General features: G+C 65.2%; 14 protein-coding genes. 7 read left to right on the top strand and 7 right to left on the bottom strand.

All coding sequences use genetic code 11. The features are described 5' to 3' along the window. Positions 1 to 104: 104 nt before the first annotated feature. Entirely contained in the window at positions 105 to 1,097 is a 993-nt protein-coding gene (locus ACIOVF_RS19475; RefSeq protein ID WP_045201301.1) for a GlxA family transcriptional regulator, read from the bottom strand. 55 nt (positions 1,098 to 1,152) lie between these two features. Beyond that, complete coding sequence (locus ACIOVF_RS19470; RefSeq protein ID WP_401291721.1) at positions 1,153 to 2,382, bottom strand: hypothetical protein; 1,230 nt, start codon at positions 2,380 to 2,382, stop codon at positions 1,153 to 1,155. 333 nt (positions 2,383 to 2,715) lie between these two features. On the opposite strand from ACIOVF_RS19470, the gene ACIOVF_RS19465 reads away from it, so the two are divergent. The 4 genes from ACIOVF_RS19465 (at position 2,716) to ACIOVF_RS19450 (ending at position 7,778) form a co-directional block, all read left to right on the top strand. Next, a complete protein-coding gene (locus tag ACIOVF_RS19465) occupies positions 2,716 to 4,428 on the top strand; it encodes an amidase (protein ID WP_401291718.1) in 1,713 nt (570 codons plus the stop codon). A 51-nt stretch (positions 4,429 to 4,479) separates the two neighbouring features. Further along, complete coding sequence (locus ACIOVF_RS19460) at positions 4,480 to 4,860, top strand: RidA family protein (protein WP_123567614.1); 381 nt, start codon at positions 4,480 to 4,482, stop codon at positions 4,858 to 4,860. Between the two features lie 203 nt (positions 4,861 to 5,063). Beyond that, positions 5,064 to 7,061, top strand: a complete 1,998-nt coding sequence (locus ACIOVF_RS19455; RefSeq protein WP_401291715.1) for a U32 family peptidase — start codon at positions 5,064 to 5,066, stop codon at positions 7,059 to 7,061. Positions 7,062 to 7,148: 87 nt separating this feature from the next. Beyond that, a complete protein-coding gene (locus tag ACIOVF_RS19450) occupies positions 7,149 to 7,778 on the top strand; it encodes a DUF3885 domain-containing protein (RefSeq protein WP_045201306.1) in 630 nt (209 codons plus the stop codon). Position 7,779: 1 nt separating this feature from the next. On the opposite strand, the gene ACIOVF_RS19445 is transcribed toward ACIOVF_RS19450, so the two are convergent. Together ACIOVF_RS19445 and ACIOVF_RS19440 are read right to left on the bottom strand one after the other, a co-directional pair. After that, on the bottom strand, positions 7,780 to 8,925 hold the full coding sequence (locus ACIOVF_RS19445; protein ID WP_045201307.1) for a hypothetical protein: 1,146 nt from the start codon (positions 8,923 to 8,925) through the stop codon (positions 7,780 to 7,782). A gap of 66 nt (positions 8,926 to 8,991) precedes the next feature. Continuing rightward, positions 8,992 to 10,017 carry a DUF1176 domain-containing protein gene (locus ACIOVF_RS19440; RefSeq protein ID WP_401291710.1) on the bottom strand — a complete coding sequence of 342 codons (1,026 nt, stop codon included), beginning with the start codon at positions 10,015 to 10,017 and terminating at the stop codon, positions 8,992 to 8,994. Positions 10,018 to 10,158: 141 nt separating this feature from the next. On the opposite strand from ACIOVF_RS19440, the gene ACIOVF_RS19435 reads away from it, so the two are divergent. Next, positions 10,159 to 10,332 carry a hypothetical protein gene (locus tag ACIOVF_RS19435; protein WP_177329180.1) on the top strand — a complete coding sequence of 58 codons (174 nt, stop codon included), beginning with the start codon at positions 10,159 to 10,161 and terminating at the stop codon, positions 10,330 to 10,332. Positions 10,333 to 10,348: 16 nt separating this feature from the next. Here the strand turns inward: ACIOVF_RS19435 and ACIOVF_RS19430 are convergent, their stop codons facing one another. Beyond that, positions 10,349 to 10,699, bottom strand: a complete 351-nt coding sequence (locus ACIOVF_RS19430; RefSeq protein WP_401291707.1) for a hypothetical protein — start codon at positions 10,697 to 10,699, stop codon at positions 10,349 to 10,351. 65 nt (positions 10,700 to 10,764) lie between these two features. On the opposite strand from ACIOVF_RS19430, the gene ACIOVF_RS19425 reads away from it, so the two are divergent. After that, a complete protein-coding gene (locus tag ACIOVF_RS19425) occupies positions 10,765 to 11,244 on the top strand; it encodes a VOC family protein (RefSeq protein ID WP_045201310.1) in 480 nt (159 codons plus the stop codon). Between the two features lie 137 nt (positions 11,245 to 11,381). Here the strand turns inward: ACIOVF_RS19425 and ACIOVF_RS19420 are convergent, their stop codons facing one another. Both ACIOVF_RS19420 and ACIOVF_RS19415 read right to left on the bottom strand, forming a co-directional pair. Further along, entirely contained in the window at positions 11,382 to 13,799 is a 2,418-nt protein-coding gene (locus ACIOVF_RS19420) for a TonB-dependent siderophore receptor (protein ID WP_401291703.1), read from the bottom strand. 112 nt (positions 13,800 to 13,911) lie between these two features. Beyond that, positions 13,912 to 15,039 carry an alkene reductase gene (locus tag ACIOVF_RS19415; RefSeq protein ID WP_401291700.1) on the bottom strand — a complete coding sequence of 376 codons (1,128 nt, stop codon included), beginning with the start codon at positions 15,037 to 15,039 and terminating at the stop codon, positions 13,912 to 13,914. Between the two features lie 139 nt (positions 15,040 to 15,178). Between ACIOVF_RS19415 and ACIOVF_RS19410 the strand changes: the two genes are divergently transcribed. Further along, on the top strand, positions 15,179 to 16,108 hold the full coding sequence (locus ACIOVF_RS19410; protein ID WP_258610385.1) for a LysR family transcriptional regulator: 930 nt from the start codon (positions 15,179 to 15,181) through the stop codon (positions 16,106 to 16,108).

The raw sequence follows: 16,108 nt of genomic DNA, 5'->3' as shown, positions 1-16,108 counted from the left end.
TGACGACGAGTGACCACGGGGCAGGTTGACTGCCGATGGCATGATCGTAAGGGCAGGGCGGCGGCGGCCCCAGGCCAAATACCCCTGAGTTTCAGCCAGGTTGTTCAGACCGTAGCGCTGAAGCGGCTGCGGTAGTCGCGCGGCGAGATCGACAGGTGACGCTGGAAGGTGTTGCGCATGCGTTCTTCATCGGCAAAACCGCACTGGCGGGCGATCTGTTCGATATTGCGGGTCGAGCTTTCCAGCAGCCGCCGGGCGGCTTCCAGGCGGAACAGTTCGATGGCCTTGGACGGCGTGCGGCCGGTCTTGAGCTTGTACAGGCGGGTGAAATTGCGCGGGCTCATGCACGCCTGTTCGGCCAGGCGCTCGACATTCAGGCGCGGGTCGCCGAGGTTTTCGCCGAGCCACAGGTGCAGTTGCTCGAACGCGGCGGCGTCCTGGCTTTGTGATTGCAGCAGGGTGCTGTACTGGGCCTGGCCGCCGGGGCGCTTGAGGTACACCACCAGTTCACGGGCGACGGCCATGCTCACCTCGCGCCCACAGTCGGCTTCTACCAGGGCCAGGGCCAGGTCGATGCCGGCACTGACCCCGGCCGAGGTCCACACCGTGCCGTGCTGGATGAAGATCGCATCGGCGTCCACCTCGATGGCCGGGAATGTCTGCCTGAGGCTGTCGCACATGGCCCAATGAGTGGCGGCGCGGCGACCGTCGAGCAGGCCGGCCTTGGCCAGCAGAAAGGCCCCGCTGCACACCGAGGCGATGCGCCGGGCGCGAGCGGCATTGGCCTGCAGCCAGGTGGTGAGCGCGCCGTAGTCGCCCAGGGTCTGGCAGATCGCCGGGGCGCCGGGGACGATGAAGGTATCAACGGCTGCTGCGGCCAGTTGCTCCAGGCGCGAGGTATCCACGGCCAGGCCTTCGGCACTGGCCATCAGGCCGCCTTCAAGGCTGGCGGTATGCAGTTGGTAGCCGGGCAGGCCACGCGCCTGCATGGCCCTGGACGCCGCCCAGAACACCGTTTGCGCACCGGTCAGGTCAAGCAGGCCCATCTGCGGGTAGGCGACGAACACAATGAGGCGAGGCTGGTTCAGGGGCTTCATCGCGATTGTTCTTGGTTGTTAATAGCGGTGGGCAAACTTTACCAGAATGGCGGCTTCAGCCCATGGGCGTCAGCTGGCTCAACTGCTCGGCGCTGGGAAAGCCGAGGGTGCGAAAGCGTGGCGGATAGAGCTCGCCGTCTTTAGCCAGCAGCTCGCCCAGCAGCGTCTCGACCTCGTGCCAAGCCACCACCTGGGTCTGGGCCGAGCCGTCTGCCTGGGGCTGGACCAGGATCACCCGGTCGGTTTGCGGCAACGAGGTGAACACGCCCTCGGTCCAGGCCGCGATCGAAAAGCTGCTATTGCCGTTTTCGGTGTCGCTGTAAAGCCTGTGGGTGGCGACGAAGATGTCCTCGGGATGGGCTTCGTGGATCTTGTCGAGAAACTCTTTTTGCGTGCTATAGATGCCGTGGCGCAGCAGCCGCTGCAGGTCGCCCAGGCGCGCTTGCAGGTGCGCGTCCTGGACCTGGAAGGGCACGATGCGGCGGTCGTGATAGGTATAGATCTGGCTCGACTGCGCGCGGCCGTGCTCCAGCGCCTGGAAGCTCAGCTCGACCATCTGCCGCAGGTTGTCGGCGTCCTTGTCGCCGGTGACCATCAGCAAATCGCGGCTGGGCATCATGAACACCGGCTGGCCCTTGAGCGCCAAGCGCTGCAGCACGTCGGGCAGCAGCACGCGGCTGGTGTCATAGCCGTCCTTCCAGGCGCCCTGGTACAAACCGGGGAGGATCGCCTCGAAGGCATCGGGGCTGGCGTCGCGCAGGTTGTCCAGGGCAATCGCCAGCGCCTGCTCCAGGCTGATGCCCCAGTCCTGTGGCGGGCCGGCGGTCTGGGTCGAGGTGGTGTCGGGGTAGTCGATGGCCAGCAAGGTCACGCAGTCTTCGCAGAACGGCTGCCAGGCCATGGGGCAGGGCGAGTCCCAGCCTTGATGACGGACCTGATGCAGGCGGATCTCTTCGAGCATGGCCAGGTTGCGGATCACCGGCCGCAACAGCGGCCTAACCTGCTCCAGGGGCTGCACTGCGCTGCTGTTGCGGCTGTCGATCAGGCCGCGCAGGTAGCTGTTGAGTACCTCGGTTTTGCGGCCCTTGTCGGCGTTCAGGTAGTCACGGTAGGCGTTGTGCAGGTTGAAGTAACTGCCGGCGCCGTAGCGCAGGCGAAAGTCGTCGGCCTGATAGTCCAGTGGCTCGGCATAACCGCCGGCGCGCGCGGCCTTGATGAAGGTACGGGCAAAGCCTTCCTCGGTAGGTGTGCGCTTGAACAGCGTGTCGAAAAGTGCCCTGAACATGTGCGAAATCCTCCGTGAACGCGAAGTGCGCATGATGCTCGTGGTGGTGGGAGGGGTAAAGCTGAATATCTGCGCCTCGCCCAGGCCTGGCGGCCGATTTTGCACCTTCGCACGCGGCTGAATGCACCGCTGCCCGCTGGCTCCCCGTTCCGCTGTGGGCAATTTTGGTGCTAAATAGGCCGCTCAGGTAATTCGTCCAGACCCTGCAGCGTCATGCCGTGCAATGAGAACAACTATGCGAACCCATCTTCAAAGCCGTGAAATCCCCGTGCTCCAGACCCCGTGTGGTGCAAGCCTTAACCCAGTCAGCCATCAACCCTCGGCGGTAGCAGCATGATCGAAGTCACAGAGGTTTCCATTGCCCAGCTGCGCGCTGCGCTCGAGTCCGGCCAGACCACCGCGGTGGAGCTGGTCAAGGCCTACCTGGCGCGCATCGACGCCTACGATGGCGCGGACACTGCCACCAAGCTCAATGCTGTAGTGGTGCGCAACCCCGAAGCGCTGAACGAAGCGCAGGCTTCTGACGAACGCCGCGCCCAGGGCCAGACCCTCGGCCCGCTCGACGGCATCCCGTATACCGCCAAGGACAGCTACCTGGTCAAGGGCCTGACCGCCGCCTCCGGCAGCCCGGCCTTCGCTGACCTTGTGGCCTATCGCGACGCCTTCACCATCGAGCGCCTGCGCGCTGCCGGCGCCATCTGCCTGGGCAAGACCAACATGCCGCCGATGGCCAACGGCGGCATGCAGCGCGGCGTTTATGGCCGCGCCGAAAGCCCGTACAACGCCGACTACCTGACCGCACCGTTTGCCTCCGGCTCGTCCAACGGCGCCGGTACTGCCACGGCGGCCAGCTTCGCCGCCTTCGGCCTGGCCGAAGAAACCTGGTCCAGTGGTCGCGGCCCGGCCTCGAACAACGGCCTGTGCGCCTACACGCCCTCGCGTGGGGTGATCTCGGTGCGTGGCAACTGGCCGCTGACGCCGACCATGGACGTGGTGGTGCCCTTTGCCCGGACCATGGCCGACCTGCTCGAAGTGCTCGACATCGTCGTCGCCCAAGACCCGGACAAACGCGGCGATCTGTGGCGCCTGCAGCCCTGGGTGCCAATCCCCAGCGTCGACTCGGTGCGCCCGGCCTCCTACCACGAGCTTGCAGCCGATGCCGCAGCGCTCAAGGGCAAGCGTTTCGGCGTGCCGCGCATGTACATCAATGCCGACCCTGAAGCCGGCACCAGCGAAGCCCCGGGCATCGGTGGCCCGACCGGCCAGCGGATCAACACCCGGCCATCGGTGATCGCCCTCTGGGAGCAGGCGCGCAAGGCGCTGGAAGCGGCCGGTGCCGACGTCATCGAAGTCGATTTCCCGCTGGTGTCCAACTGCGAGGGCGACCGCCCGGGCGCGCCGACCGTGTTCAATCGCGGCCTGGTGTCCAAGGAGTTCCTTCACCACGAACTGTGGGACCTGACTGCCTGGGCCTTCGATGATTTCCTCCAGGCCAACGGCGACCCCAAGCTCAACCGCCTGGTCGATGTCGACGGGCCGAAGATTTTCCCGCATGATCCGGGTACGCTGCCCAACCGCGAAGGCGACCTGGCCGCGGGCATGGACGAATACGTGCGCATGGCCGAGCGCGGCATCACCCCGTGGGACCAGATCAGCACTGTGCCGGACGGCCTGCGCGGCCTGGAACAGACCCGGCGCATAGACCTCGAAGACTGGATGGATGCGCTCAAGCTCGACGTGGTGATCTTCCCGACCGTCGCTGACGTCGGCCCGGCCAATGCCGATGTCGACCCGGCATCGGCCGACATTGCCTGGAGCAACGGCGTGTGGGTGGCCAACGGCAACCTGGCGATCCGTCACCTGGGCGTGCCGACGGTGACCGTGCCGATGGGCGTGATGGCCGATATCGGCATGCCGGTGGGCTTGACCTTTGCCGGTCGCGCCTACGACGATTCGTCATTGCTGCGCCTGGCGGCTGCCTTCGAGTCGACCGGCTCCAGGCGCCTGGTGCCACCGCGCACGCCAGCGCTGGCCGGCGGCAAGTAAGCAGAAGGGGCGGGTAACCGCCCTTTTTTATTCCCCAGACACGAGATACCCATGGCTAACCAAGACATCAGCTTCATCCCCGACCCGGACGCCGAGTCGATCTCTTCCGACGTCGCCGGTTTCGGCGGCATCCTGGTTTCGACCCAGATCCCCACGCGTGCCGACGGCAGCCTGGAACTGGGCGACATCACCGCCCAGAGCGAATGTACCCTGCAAGCGCTGAAAGTCGCTCTGGAGCGTGCTGGCAGCTCCATGGACCGGGTGTTGCACCTGACCATCTACCTCACCGACATGGCCGAGCGGGCGGCGTTCAACGAGGTCTACCAGCGCTTCTTCGCCAAGCCCTGGCCGGTGCGCGCTGCAGTGGGCGTGGCGTCGCTGGCGGTGGAAGGCATGCGTGTGGAAGTGACTGCGATGGCGGCCAAGGCCTGAGTTGTTGCGGTGGCTGCACTGGCCTCATCGCTGGCAAGCCAGCTCCCACTGGTCTTGCGCTAATCCTGGGAACAGCGCCGAACCTGTGGGAGCTGGCTTGCCAGCGATAGACCTACACAGGCCACCGGGCAGGCTACGGGTGCCGTTCAGGCGTTTCGCCGCTACAATGCGCGCCTCGACCGTGACAGCCTGACTAAAAAAACATGTCCCTGCCCAAGCATCACCTGGAATTGCTCAGCCCCGCCCGCGATGTCGCCATCGCCCGCGAGGCCATTCTGCATGGCGCCGATGCCGTGTACCTCGGCGGCCCGAGCTTCGGTGCGCGCCACAATGCCTGCAACGAAGTCAGCGATATCGCCCAGCTGGTGGAATTTGCCCGCCGCTACCACGCGCGGGTGTTCACCACCATCAACACCATTCTCCACGACAACGAGCTGGAGCCGGCGCGCAAGCTGATCCACGAACTGTACGATGCCGGCGTCGACGCGCTGATCGTCCAGGACCTGGGGGTGATGGAGCTGGACATCCCGCCGATCGAGCTGCACGCCAGTACCCAGACCGACATCCGCACCCTGGCCCGGGCCAAGTTCCTCGACCAGGCCGGCTTCTCCCAGCTGGTGCTGGCCCGCGAGCTGAACCTGCAGGAAATCCGCGCCATCGCCGACGAGACCGACGCGGCGATCGAGTTCTTCATCCACGGTGCGCTGTGCGTGGCCTTCTCCGGCCAGTGCAACATCTCCCACGCCCAGACCGGGCGCAGCGCCAACCGTGGCGACTGCTCCCAGGCCTGCCGCCTGCCGTACACCCTCAAGGACGAAAAGGGCGGGGTGATCGCCTACGAGAAGCACCTGCTGTCGATGAAGGACAACAACCAGAGCGCCAACATCCGCGCCCTGGTCGAGGCCGGCGTGCGCTCGTTCAAGATCGAAGGGCGCTACAAGGACATGGGCTATGTGAAGAACATCACCGCCTACTACCGCCAGCGCCTGGACGCCGTGCTCGAAGACCGCCCGGACCTGGCCCGCGCCTCCAGCGGCCGTACCGCGCACTTCTTCCTGCCCGACCCGGACAAAACCTTCCACCGCGGCAGCACCGACTACTTCGTCAGCGAGCGTAAGATCGACATCGGCGCCTTCGACTCGCCGACCTTCACCGGCCTGCCGGTGGGCGTGGTCGAGAAAGTCGGCAAGCGCGACCTGCAGGTGCTCACCCACGAGCCGCTGTCCAACGGCGACGGCCTCAACGTGCTGGTCAAGCGCGAAGTGGTGGGCTTTCGCGCCAACATCGCCGAGCCGAAAGGCGAGTTCGATGAAGACGGCGAAAAACGCTACCGCTACCGCGTCGAGCCCAACGAGATGCCCAAGGGCATGCACCAGCTGCGGCCCAACCACCCGCTGAGCCGCAACCTCGACCACAACTGGCAGCAGGCTTTGCAAAAGACCTCGGCCGAGCGCCGTATCGGCCTGGCCTGGGTGGCCAAGCTTGATGAACAGCGCCTGGCCCTGACCGCCACCAGCGAAGAGGGCATCAGTGCCAGCGTCGCCCTGGACGGCCCGTTCGGCCTGGCCAACAAGCCGGAGCAGGCGCTGGAGCAACTGCGCGACCTGCTCGGCCAGCTGGGCACCACCGAGTACCATGCCACCGCCGTTCAGCTCGATGCGCCGCAGGCGTACTTCATTCCCAATTCGCAGCTCAAGGCCCTGCGCCGCGAGGTCATCGAAGCGCTGACCGCCGCGCGCATCCAGGCCCACCCGCGCGGTGGCCGCAAGGCCGAAGCCAACCCGCCGCCGGTGTACCCGGAGTCGCACCTGTCGTTTTTGGCCAACGTCTACAACCAGAAGGCCCGCGACTTCTATCACCGTCACGGGGTCAAGCTGATCGACGCCGCCTACGAGGCCCACGAAGAGGCGGGCGAAGTGCCGGTGATGATCACCAAGCACTGCCTGCGTTTCTCCTTCAACCTGTGCCCCAAGCAGGCCAAGGGCGTTACCGGCGTGCGCACCAAGGTGGCGCCGATGCAGCTGATTCACGGTGATGAAGTACTGACCCTGAAGTTCGACTGCAAGCCGTGCGAGATGCACGTCATCGGCAAGATGAAAGGCCACATCCTTGGCCTGCCGCAACCGGGCAGCGTGCAGCAGGTGGTCGGGCATATCAGCCCTGAAGACCTGCTCAAGACCATCCCCCGCGCGCCGCATTGAGTGAAACACCGCGGCCAGCACCTTCAGGGTGTTGGCCGCAATGGACTCTGGCCCCAGCTGTGCGGGGCCGACAGCCAGGAAGGTAACGTGAATCTACAATTGCAAATCCAGCACATTTTCAGCGGCCTGGCCTTCGCCAGGCCGCTTTTCTATAACTACCCGCACGGCCTGCGCTTTGAGCTGGCCGAAGGTGGCAGCGACATCGAACGCTTCCTGCTGGCGGTCAGCAAGGCCACCGCAGTGTGCCGGGACCTGTTTGCCGGTGAGCAATCGCTGGTGGTGTGCCTGCGCACCCATACCGACGGCAACGGTTTTGCCCGGCGCGAGCTGTTGCGTGGCCTGCAAGCGGCCGGCATTCGCATCCCCGCCCAGCGCTCGCTGTGGAGTGAACGGCTGGACCCGGACGACTGGTTCGACGAGCACCGGCCCGAGTACTGGTTGCACCTGGCGTTTGAACTGCCGCTGTCGATGCTGCAACCGCTGCTCTGGTGTGCGCTGTCCGGCAGCGCCGGGGTCATTCGCCCGAGCCTGTGCTGTGGCGTCTACCTGTTCAACCTCAACCAGCGCCTGATGGTCTGGCCCTATGACGATCGCGGCATGGACGTAGTCGGCCCCAACCATGCGCTGTTGTCGCAGCTGTACCGCCAGCACCAGCCGTGGCTGCTGGACTACGACCGCGAGCGCATGGACGCAAGCTTCGCCACCGTCCTGCATTGACTCACTGCAGCGACTCGATTTTCCAGCGCCAGGTGCCCAGCGGGTTGTCTTCGCGGGTGCGGACGAACACGCCGTAGTCGACCAGGTAGCTGTAGCCTTCGCGCCAACGGTTGCCGCGCGGGCTCTGCCAGGTGCAGGTCAACGGCTTGGCGCTGCCTTGCAGGGCCGGGTGCAGGGCGCTGGCCGCTTGCGCCTTGCCGACCTGGCAATGGGTGGTGCGGGTAATGCTCGCAGTTTGCCCGGCGTGGCTGCTGGTGTAGCTCAGCTGCGCATGGGCGGGCAGGGTTTGCCAGTCGCCGCTGAATGACAGCGCGGTCAAGCTGTCGCTGGCGTCCTGCTCCTGCCCGGTCATGATGTCGATGCCGCGTGCGGCCAGATCGAACAGGCCGCGAAAGCTCAGTTGCAGCTGTTGCGCTATCGTCGGGTCCACAGCCTGTAGCAACAGCTGGCCGGAGCGGCTGTCGGTGCTGAGGAATACCTGGCGCGGCCTGTTGACGGCATTGTCGCCGTCGTTGACGTTGGCGTCGTAGCGATAATCCAGCCGGTGCAGGCTCAGGCGTGGTGTCGGCAGGTCGAGGGCGGCGATGGCCGCAAGCACTTCAGGCCTGGCCCTGGGCGGCAAAAACGGCGGCGGCAACGGTGTACGGGCTTTGAGCGGGGCAAGCTTGGCAAGCTCGGCCGGCGCTTGGCAGGCGGCGTCGAACAACTGCTGATAGTACAAAGGGGCCTGCCGGTAGAACGCGCTGAAGGGCTGCGATTCGAGTCGGGTGCGGTCTAGGCGATCGTCGTTGTCGAGGAACACCTGGCTTTGCCGGCTGATGAGTTGGCGCTGGCAATAGAACGCCAGGCGCTCGCGGCTGTGCAGGGCCATCACCGCGTGGCCGTATTGCATCGGATAGCGGTGGCGCTGGATGCCGGTCCAGGCGTAGGTAATGTCGCCTTCATGCTGCAGGCTGTTACGGTCGATCAGCAGCCAGTCCTGATCTTCGTCCAGGTTCAGCACGCGCCAGTCGGGGGCCGGACTCTGGTACTCGGGCAACTGACCGGCACCTGGCGGATCGGCTTGAAAGTGGCTGCAAGCGGCCAGGGTGAGCACAGCCAGGCTCGCAGCAAGCGGTTTGAGGGCAAAACGGGCGAGGGCATCCATGCGCATAGGCTCTTGGGGCAAAGCGCGCAGTGTAGCGAATGCCTGCGCCAAGCTGTATGCCTGGCGCTAGCCCCGGGTACGCCAGATCTGCGGCCAATGGGCAGTATCGACGCTGTCGCACCAGCTCATGCGGCTGAATGCCTTGAGCTGCATCACCGCGCCGTCATAGCGCCAGGTTGCATTGGCGCCGCAGTAGCGCCCGCCCGGCTGCAACTGGTTGAGCTCGCCGCGGGCCGGGTCGAACTTGAAAAAGCCATACATCTCGCCGCCCAGCACATCATGCCTGGGGACCTCGATGTGCAGCGAGGTGGGTTGATAGGGCGCGCTGCGCAAGGCGCGGTAATAGCTGTACATGCAGCCCTGGCTCCCACAGCCGTAGCGCAGGCCTACCAGCACATGGGTCGCGTCCAGCGGCGAGACCTCGGCTTCGGCTTGCCAGTTGTCGTACTCGGGTTCGCTCCATTCATGCCGGGTGATGGCAATGACGGCGTCGGCGATGGCCTTCTGCTCGGCATCGCTCACCCCTGGCGCCGGAGTGAAGGGGGCGAGGGTGGGCGTCGGCGGTGCTGGCGGCAGCTGGCTGTCGGGGCGTGTGCCGGGGTTTACAAAGGCGCTGGGGTGATCGATGCGTCCTTGCACCGAGTCGATGAACAGCAAAGAGGCACTCAAGCCCTGCAGCGACACCGGGTGCTGGCCGTTGCTGGTGTCCAGGGTCAGGGTCTGGCCGTTGCGCAGTTGGCGCATCAAGCGCACCGCGACGTCACCTTTGGCGTGATAACGCATCTGCCCCTGCGAGCCTGGCCGAAACCCCGCTGGCAGCGGGCCGCCGTCGAGCAGCAGCCGGGCGCCGAGCTCGACTCCGGCGTCGCTGAACAGGGTCAGGGTGGTAGTCCCCTGGGCCCCGGCTTCGCGCACCAGCTCAAGGCCCACGCCTTGATCGACGCTGCTCGACACGGCGGTACAGCGCAGGGTGTTGTCGCAGCCCACGACCCATTGCTTGAACTGCTTGAGCACCGGCTCCGGTTCCGGCGCAGCCAGGGCCAGGGCCGGCAGGAGCATCAAGCACAGCCAGTTCCATCTTGGGTCAACCATGGTGTTTCAATCCTGCAGGGTAAGCGAACGTCCGTCCTGGCCGGGCATCATCGCAGAAGCCGGGCCAACTTCAAGCCGTTGCCGATCAGAACTCCAAGGCTGCTGTGCTATCCAACGGGTATGACACGGGAGGTAACTGCAATGACCAGCAACGAGCGCGAGGCGCCCGCCAACGAGACGGACAAGCCTGCTGAAGATGAAGACCTTGCCAATCGGCCGATCACTCCGGCCAATCACCGTACTCAGGCTGAGGCCGCCGAAGAACTTAGCCGCAAGATTGCCGAGATTGAACGCAAGGTGGGAGACGGCAATTAATCGGAGTGAAACCGTGTTAACGGTACAGCCCCCGGCAGGCATCCAGTGCGTTGAGCAGGGGCTCCTCGGCGATTGAGCAATGCTCCAGGTCGTCTGCATCCAGCGCCTGCGGCGCCTGGCCCTCGTCGGTTTCAACCAGCAGCAGGGAGAGTTGCTTTTGCCCAAAGAAGGCCAGGATGTCGCGGATGTCCTGGTCGCACTGGACATGATCGTTGCCGTATAGGTCTGCGCTGTAGAAAAAGCCCTGGGCGCCGCTGGCCAACAGTTGGCGGGCACCGCTGATCGACATCTTCAAGCGTTGATGCAGAAACACGGCGATTTCAAGGTCCTTGGAGGGTAAGGCACAGGCAATGCTGATTCGGCTCATGTTGCAAAAAACCTCACGTAGGTGACTAGACTCAACCTGCCATTCACCAACCGTGGAGAACCAGGATGAGCCCTAAAAATACCATCTGCCTCTGGTACGACGGCACCGCGCTGGAGGCTGCGACCTTTTATGCCAAGACCTTCCCCGACAGCAAGGTCGGTGCCGTGCACCGCGCGCCGGGCGATTTTCCTTCGGGTAAAGAGGGCGATGTGCTGACCGTCGAGTTTACCGTGCTGGGCATTCCCTGCGTGGGGCTTAACGGCGGGCCGATGTTCACCCACAGCGAGGCGTTTTCGTTTCAGGTGGCCACCGAAGACCAGGCCGAAACCGATCGCCTGTGGGACGCCATTGTCGGCAATGGCGGCCAGGAAAGCGCCTGTGGCTGGTGCAAGGACAAGTGGGGGCTGTCGTGGCAGATTTCGCCACGGGTGCTGGTCGAGGCAATTACCAGCACTGACCGTGCCGCCGCCAAGCGCGCCTTCGATGCGATGATGGGCATGCGCAAGATTGATATCGCGGCGATTGAGGCGGCGGTCAGGGGTTGAACTGTGGGAGCTGGCTTGCCAGCGATCGAGCGCGCAGCGGTCGTAGTCCGGTCAGCACTTGATGTATTGACTGGACTGGCCTCATCGCTGGCAAGCCAGCTCCCACAGGGATCCTGTTGCAGCTAACCGCTGTGCCCTCAAAAACCCAGGGTCGCTGACACCAGGTAGGTGCGCGGGGTCGACAACGTCAGCCCGGCCTCGCTGTCATCCGAGGCGCCCGCCGAAGCCCAGTAGTGCTCATCCAGCACATTCTCGACACTGGCGCGCAGGGTGATGGCCTTGTCATCGACCTTGAAGGCATAGCGCGCCCCCAGGTCGTAACGCTCCCAGCCGTCGATCTGCTTGCTGTTGGCCTGGTCCAGGTACTGCGCGCTTGAGTGGATGCCCCGGGCCGTCAGGGTCAGGCCGGCGAGGGCAGGCACGTCATACTCGGCGCCCAGGCTGAGGTTGTACTCCGGCGTTGCCGGGGCGCGGTTACCGTCGAAGCTGGCGCCGACGGTGTCGGTCAGTTCGCTGTCGATGTACATCACCCCACCGAGCAGGCGAAAGCCCTTGAGCGGCTCGCCGAACACGTTGAGTTCAATGCCCTTGTTCTCACGCTTGCCATTGGGCCCGAACACCCGGGTAGTGGCGTTGGTCTCGTAGGCTGGCTGCTTGATGCGAAAGGCGCTGGCGGTCAGGGCGAAGTTGCCCAGGTCGTACTTGGCGCCGACTTCTACCTGGCGGCTAATGAACGGCGCGAAGATCTGGTCTTCGTTGATCGAGGTCGACGGGGCGATCTTGCCCTGGCTCAGGCCTTCCATGTAGTTGGCATACAGCGACAGCTGGTCGCTGAGCTTGAACAGGATGCCGCCCGAGGGCGAGAGCTTCTCTTCGTCGTAGGCGGTGTCGCCCTTGATGCCATCGCTCCAGTCATCGACCTGGACCCGCTGCCAGCGCGCGCCGAGGGTCAGCAACAGGCGCTGGTCAAAAAAGCCCAGGGTGTCGGACAACGCCACGCCGCTGAAGCGGTTCTCGGTGTAGACCTTGGGGTCCGAGCGCAGCCGGGCGCCGGGCGTCGGGGTCGGGCGCGGGTTGTAGAGGTTGCTGGGGCCGGCGGCATAGCGCCCGCCGCCGTTCTCGAAGTCCATGTAGAAGTAGTTGGCCGCCAGGTTGAGCTCGTGGCTCACCGGGCCGGTTGCGAACCAGCTGCGCAGGCCGGCGGTGGCGGTGCGCACGTTCTCGTCGCGGGTGAAGTCGCGCGGCTGGACGCTGAAGTCGCCGGCATCGTTGGACACCGGTACGTTATGCCGGAGGAAGTCGTGGTTACTTTTGCGCGCGCCAACGGCGCCGTAGGCCATCAGCGCGTCGTTGATGTCGTATTCGGCGTTGACCGTGCCGAAGGTATCGTTGGTGCGCGCCTTGCTCCAGGCCTGGGCGTAGTTGCGGCGCACGTCGCCTGCGTCCGGCACCTTGGCATTGGCGCCAACGATGACTCGCTCCTGGGGCGCATCGGTGTTGCGCTCGGTATGGCCGATATCGCTCGACAGGCGCAGGCGCTCGCCGCGAAAGTCCAGGCCGAGCACGGCCATTTCGCGGTCGACGCTCTGCTGGTCCCACTCGGTGTCGCCGGCTTGCTTGACGCCATTCAAGCGCAGGCCGAACTTGCCGTCCTCGCCAAAGCGCCGGCCGATGTCGACCGCACCGCCCACCTGGCTGTCGGACGCGTAGTTGCCGGTGAACTCGGTGATCGGTGTGTCGCTGGCGCGCTTGGGCACCACGTTGATGCCACCGCCGACGCTGCCGCGTGGCGAGATGCCGTTGATCAGCTGGCTGGGGCCCTTGATGATGTCGACGCGGTCGGCCATTTCCATGTCGATGGAGTAAGTCGGCAGGATGCCGTACAGGCCGTTGTAGGCAACATCGCTATTGAACAGGCTGAAGCCGCGAATGGTGAACTGCTCGAAGCGCCCACCGGCGGGGTTGGTAGCGCGCACCGACGGGTCGCTGGCGATCAGGTCGCCAAGGGTGCGCGCCTGCTGGCCTTTGATCGCCTCGCGGGTGTAGGTGGTCATGCTGAACGGCGTTTCCATGAAGTCCCGCGAGCCCAGCAGGCCTTGCGAGCCCCGGCGCGCAACCTGGCCGCCGGCATAGCGCTGGCCATCATCGTCGCCGCCGCTGTGGGCGCCGAGGATGCTGGTCGGGGCGATCTCCACGGCGTCGCCGCTTTGCGGTGTAGGCACCAGGGTGTAGGCGCCCGCTGTCACCGGCTGCAGTTGCAGGCCCGAGCCCTGCAGCAGCCGGGCAAAGCCTTCATCGACGCTGAAGCTGCCGCTCAAGCCGGCGCTGCGCCGGCCATTGACCAGGCCCGGGTCGACCGACAGGCTGACCCCGGCCTGGGCGGCAAAGCGGGTCAGCGCGGTGCCCAGCTCGCCAGCCGGTACCTGGTAGCTGCGGCTGGCACCGTCGGCCAGCGCCGCGGGTGGCGCTAACGACGCCAGGCCCAGCACCAGGCACAGGGTAGGGGAAGAAAACGAAGACGCCAGGCGCGTTCGGTGGCGTGTCAGTGCGGGCATTGTTGCGCTCTCTTTTCGGTTCACATGCCCTTGATGACAAGCGAGCGAACAAAAGGGGACAGCGGTATGCGCAAATAATGCCACGCCTGGCCACGGCAGGCCTGCTCGCGCTTCAGGCCGGTGCGTACGGGGCGTAGTCCAGGTAGCCCTTGGCGCCGCCGCCGTAGTAGGTGTCGCGGTCCGGGGTGGTCAACGGCCAGCCGTTTTTCAGCCGGGCGACCAGGTCGGGGTTGGCGATGAACGGCTGGCCAAAACCTGCCAGGTCGATCAGGCCGGCGTCAACCAGGTCCTGGGCACGCTCCAGGGTCATGTCGCCGGCCAGGATCAGCGCAGTCTGGCGCAGTTGCGCCTTGCAATGGGCCAGCAGCGCGCGCAGGGCCTGTTCCTGGGCCACGGCACCTTCGCTGGCGAGGAAGAAGTGGGTCTGGTCCATCACATGCACATAGGCGATACCGCGCGCGCCCATGCCGGCGCAGAGGGCCGAGTAGGTCTCGTCGATTTGCGCGTAGATCGGCATGTCGAACAGCTGGCCGTAAGGCGAGATACGGATGCCGACCTTGTCGGCGCCGATGCGGTTGACCACCGCATCGACCACTTCAAAGACAAAGCGCAGGCGGTTTTCCAGGGTGTCGGCGGCGTAGCGGTCGCTGCGGTCGTTGACCAGCGGGTTGAGGAACTGCTCGATCAGGTAGCCGTTGGCGCCGTGGATTTCGACGCCGTCAAAGCCTGCGGCAATGGCGTTGGCGGCAGCCTGGGCGAAGTCTTCGACGACCCGGCCGACTTCTTCGGTGTTCAGCGGGCGCGGCGTCGAAGTCGGGACAAAACCCGGCTCGCCGCTGTCGGTGTAGCCGAAGGCAATCGCGCCCTGGGCGACCTTGCCGGTGGCGCTGACCGGGGCCAGGCCATCGCGCTGGATCGAGGTGTGCGAGACCCGGCCAACATGCCACAGCTGGGCGAAGATCTTGCCGCCGACGCTGTGCACCGAGTCGGTCACCAGCTTCCAGCCGTGGATCTGCTGCTCGCTGAAAATGCCCGGATTGAACAGGTAGCCCTGGCCCTCGCGGGAGATCGGCGTGCCTTCGGAAACGATCAGGCCGGCGGTGCCGCGCTGGGTGTAATGCAGGGCGATCTGTTCGGTGGCGATGTCTTGCGGGGCGCGTGAACGGGTCATCGGCGCCATGACGAAACGGTTGCTCAGCTGCAGTGGGCCGAGGTCATAAGGGGCAAACAGGTCTTTCATGCGTGGGGCCTCTGGGTGGAATGGCGCCATGCTAGGGGCTTGCGAAAACAGCCACAATCAAGGCTAAAGGCAAAACACTATTGCTGTAACAGCAATATGAGCACCTATACTGGACGGATTTCCCGTTCAGGAGCCGCCCATGCACCTCAAGGCCCACCGCTTCTTCGCCATGGTCGCGGTGACCGGTAGTTTCTCTGCCACCGCCCGGCATTTTCAGGTGCCGGCCTCGTCGGTGTCGCGTTTTATCGCCGCGCTGGAGCGCGAGGTCGGGCAGCAGTTGCTGTACCGCAACACCCGCGCGGTGAAGCTGACCGAAGCCGGCGAGCGCTATTACCTGCAGATTCGCGAAGTGCTGGAGCTGCTGGATGCTGCCGACGAGTCGATCAGCGGCAAGCCCGGCGACATTCGCGGCCTGGTGCGGATCAACGCGCCGGTGGCTTTTGCCCATCTGCATCTCGTGCGCCTGCTCAATGGCTTGCATGAGCAATACCCGGAACTGACCGTGGAACTGACCGCCACCGATGCCTACATCGACCCGGTGCAGGAGGGCGCCGACATCACCTTTCGCGTCGGCCATCTGCAGGATTCGGGGCTGATCGGCCGGCAGATCTGCACCCAGCGTTATGTCCTGTGTGCCAGCCCCAGCTACCTTGAAAAACATGGCCAGCCGACCTGCGCGCAGGACCTGCGCCAGCATAGCTGCCTGGTCTACAAAGGCACCGGCGGCGCGCAGCGCTGGTACTTGCGTCCGTCGGGTAGCGACAGCGTCGAGGTGGTCGACGTGCACGGGCCGCTGCGCAGCAACAATGCCCAGGTGCTGGTGGAAGCGGCCCTGGCCGGGCGCGGCATCGTGTTTTTTCCGACCTGGCTGTTCAGCAAGCACAGCTTTACCAGCAAGGCCCTGGTGCAACTGCTGCCCGACTGGCAAGGCGCCGTGGAGGCGACGCCGAGCCAGATCCACCTGCTGTCAGCGCAAAACCGCCTGCGCTCGCAGAAGGTGCGGCGGGTGTGGGACTACTTTCTCGACGCCATCGGCACGCCGCCGTACTGGGATGACCTCGGCGCCTGA

Origin of the sequence: Pseudomonas sp. NPDC087612 (assembly GCF_044743505.1) — a bacterium.
Lineage (GTDB): Bacteria > Pseudomonadota > Gammaproteobacteria > Pseudomonadales > Pseudomonadaceae > Aquipseudomonas.
Note: the sequence above shows the minus strand (reverse complement) of the source record. Positions and strands in the feature narration are given on the sequence as shown.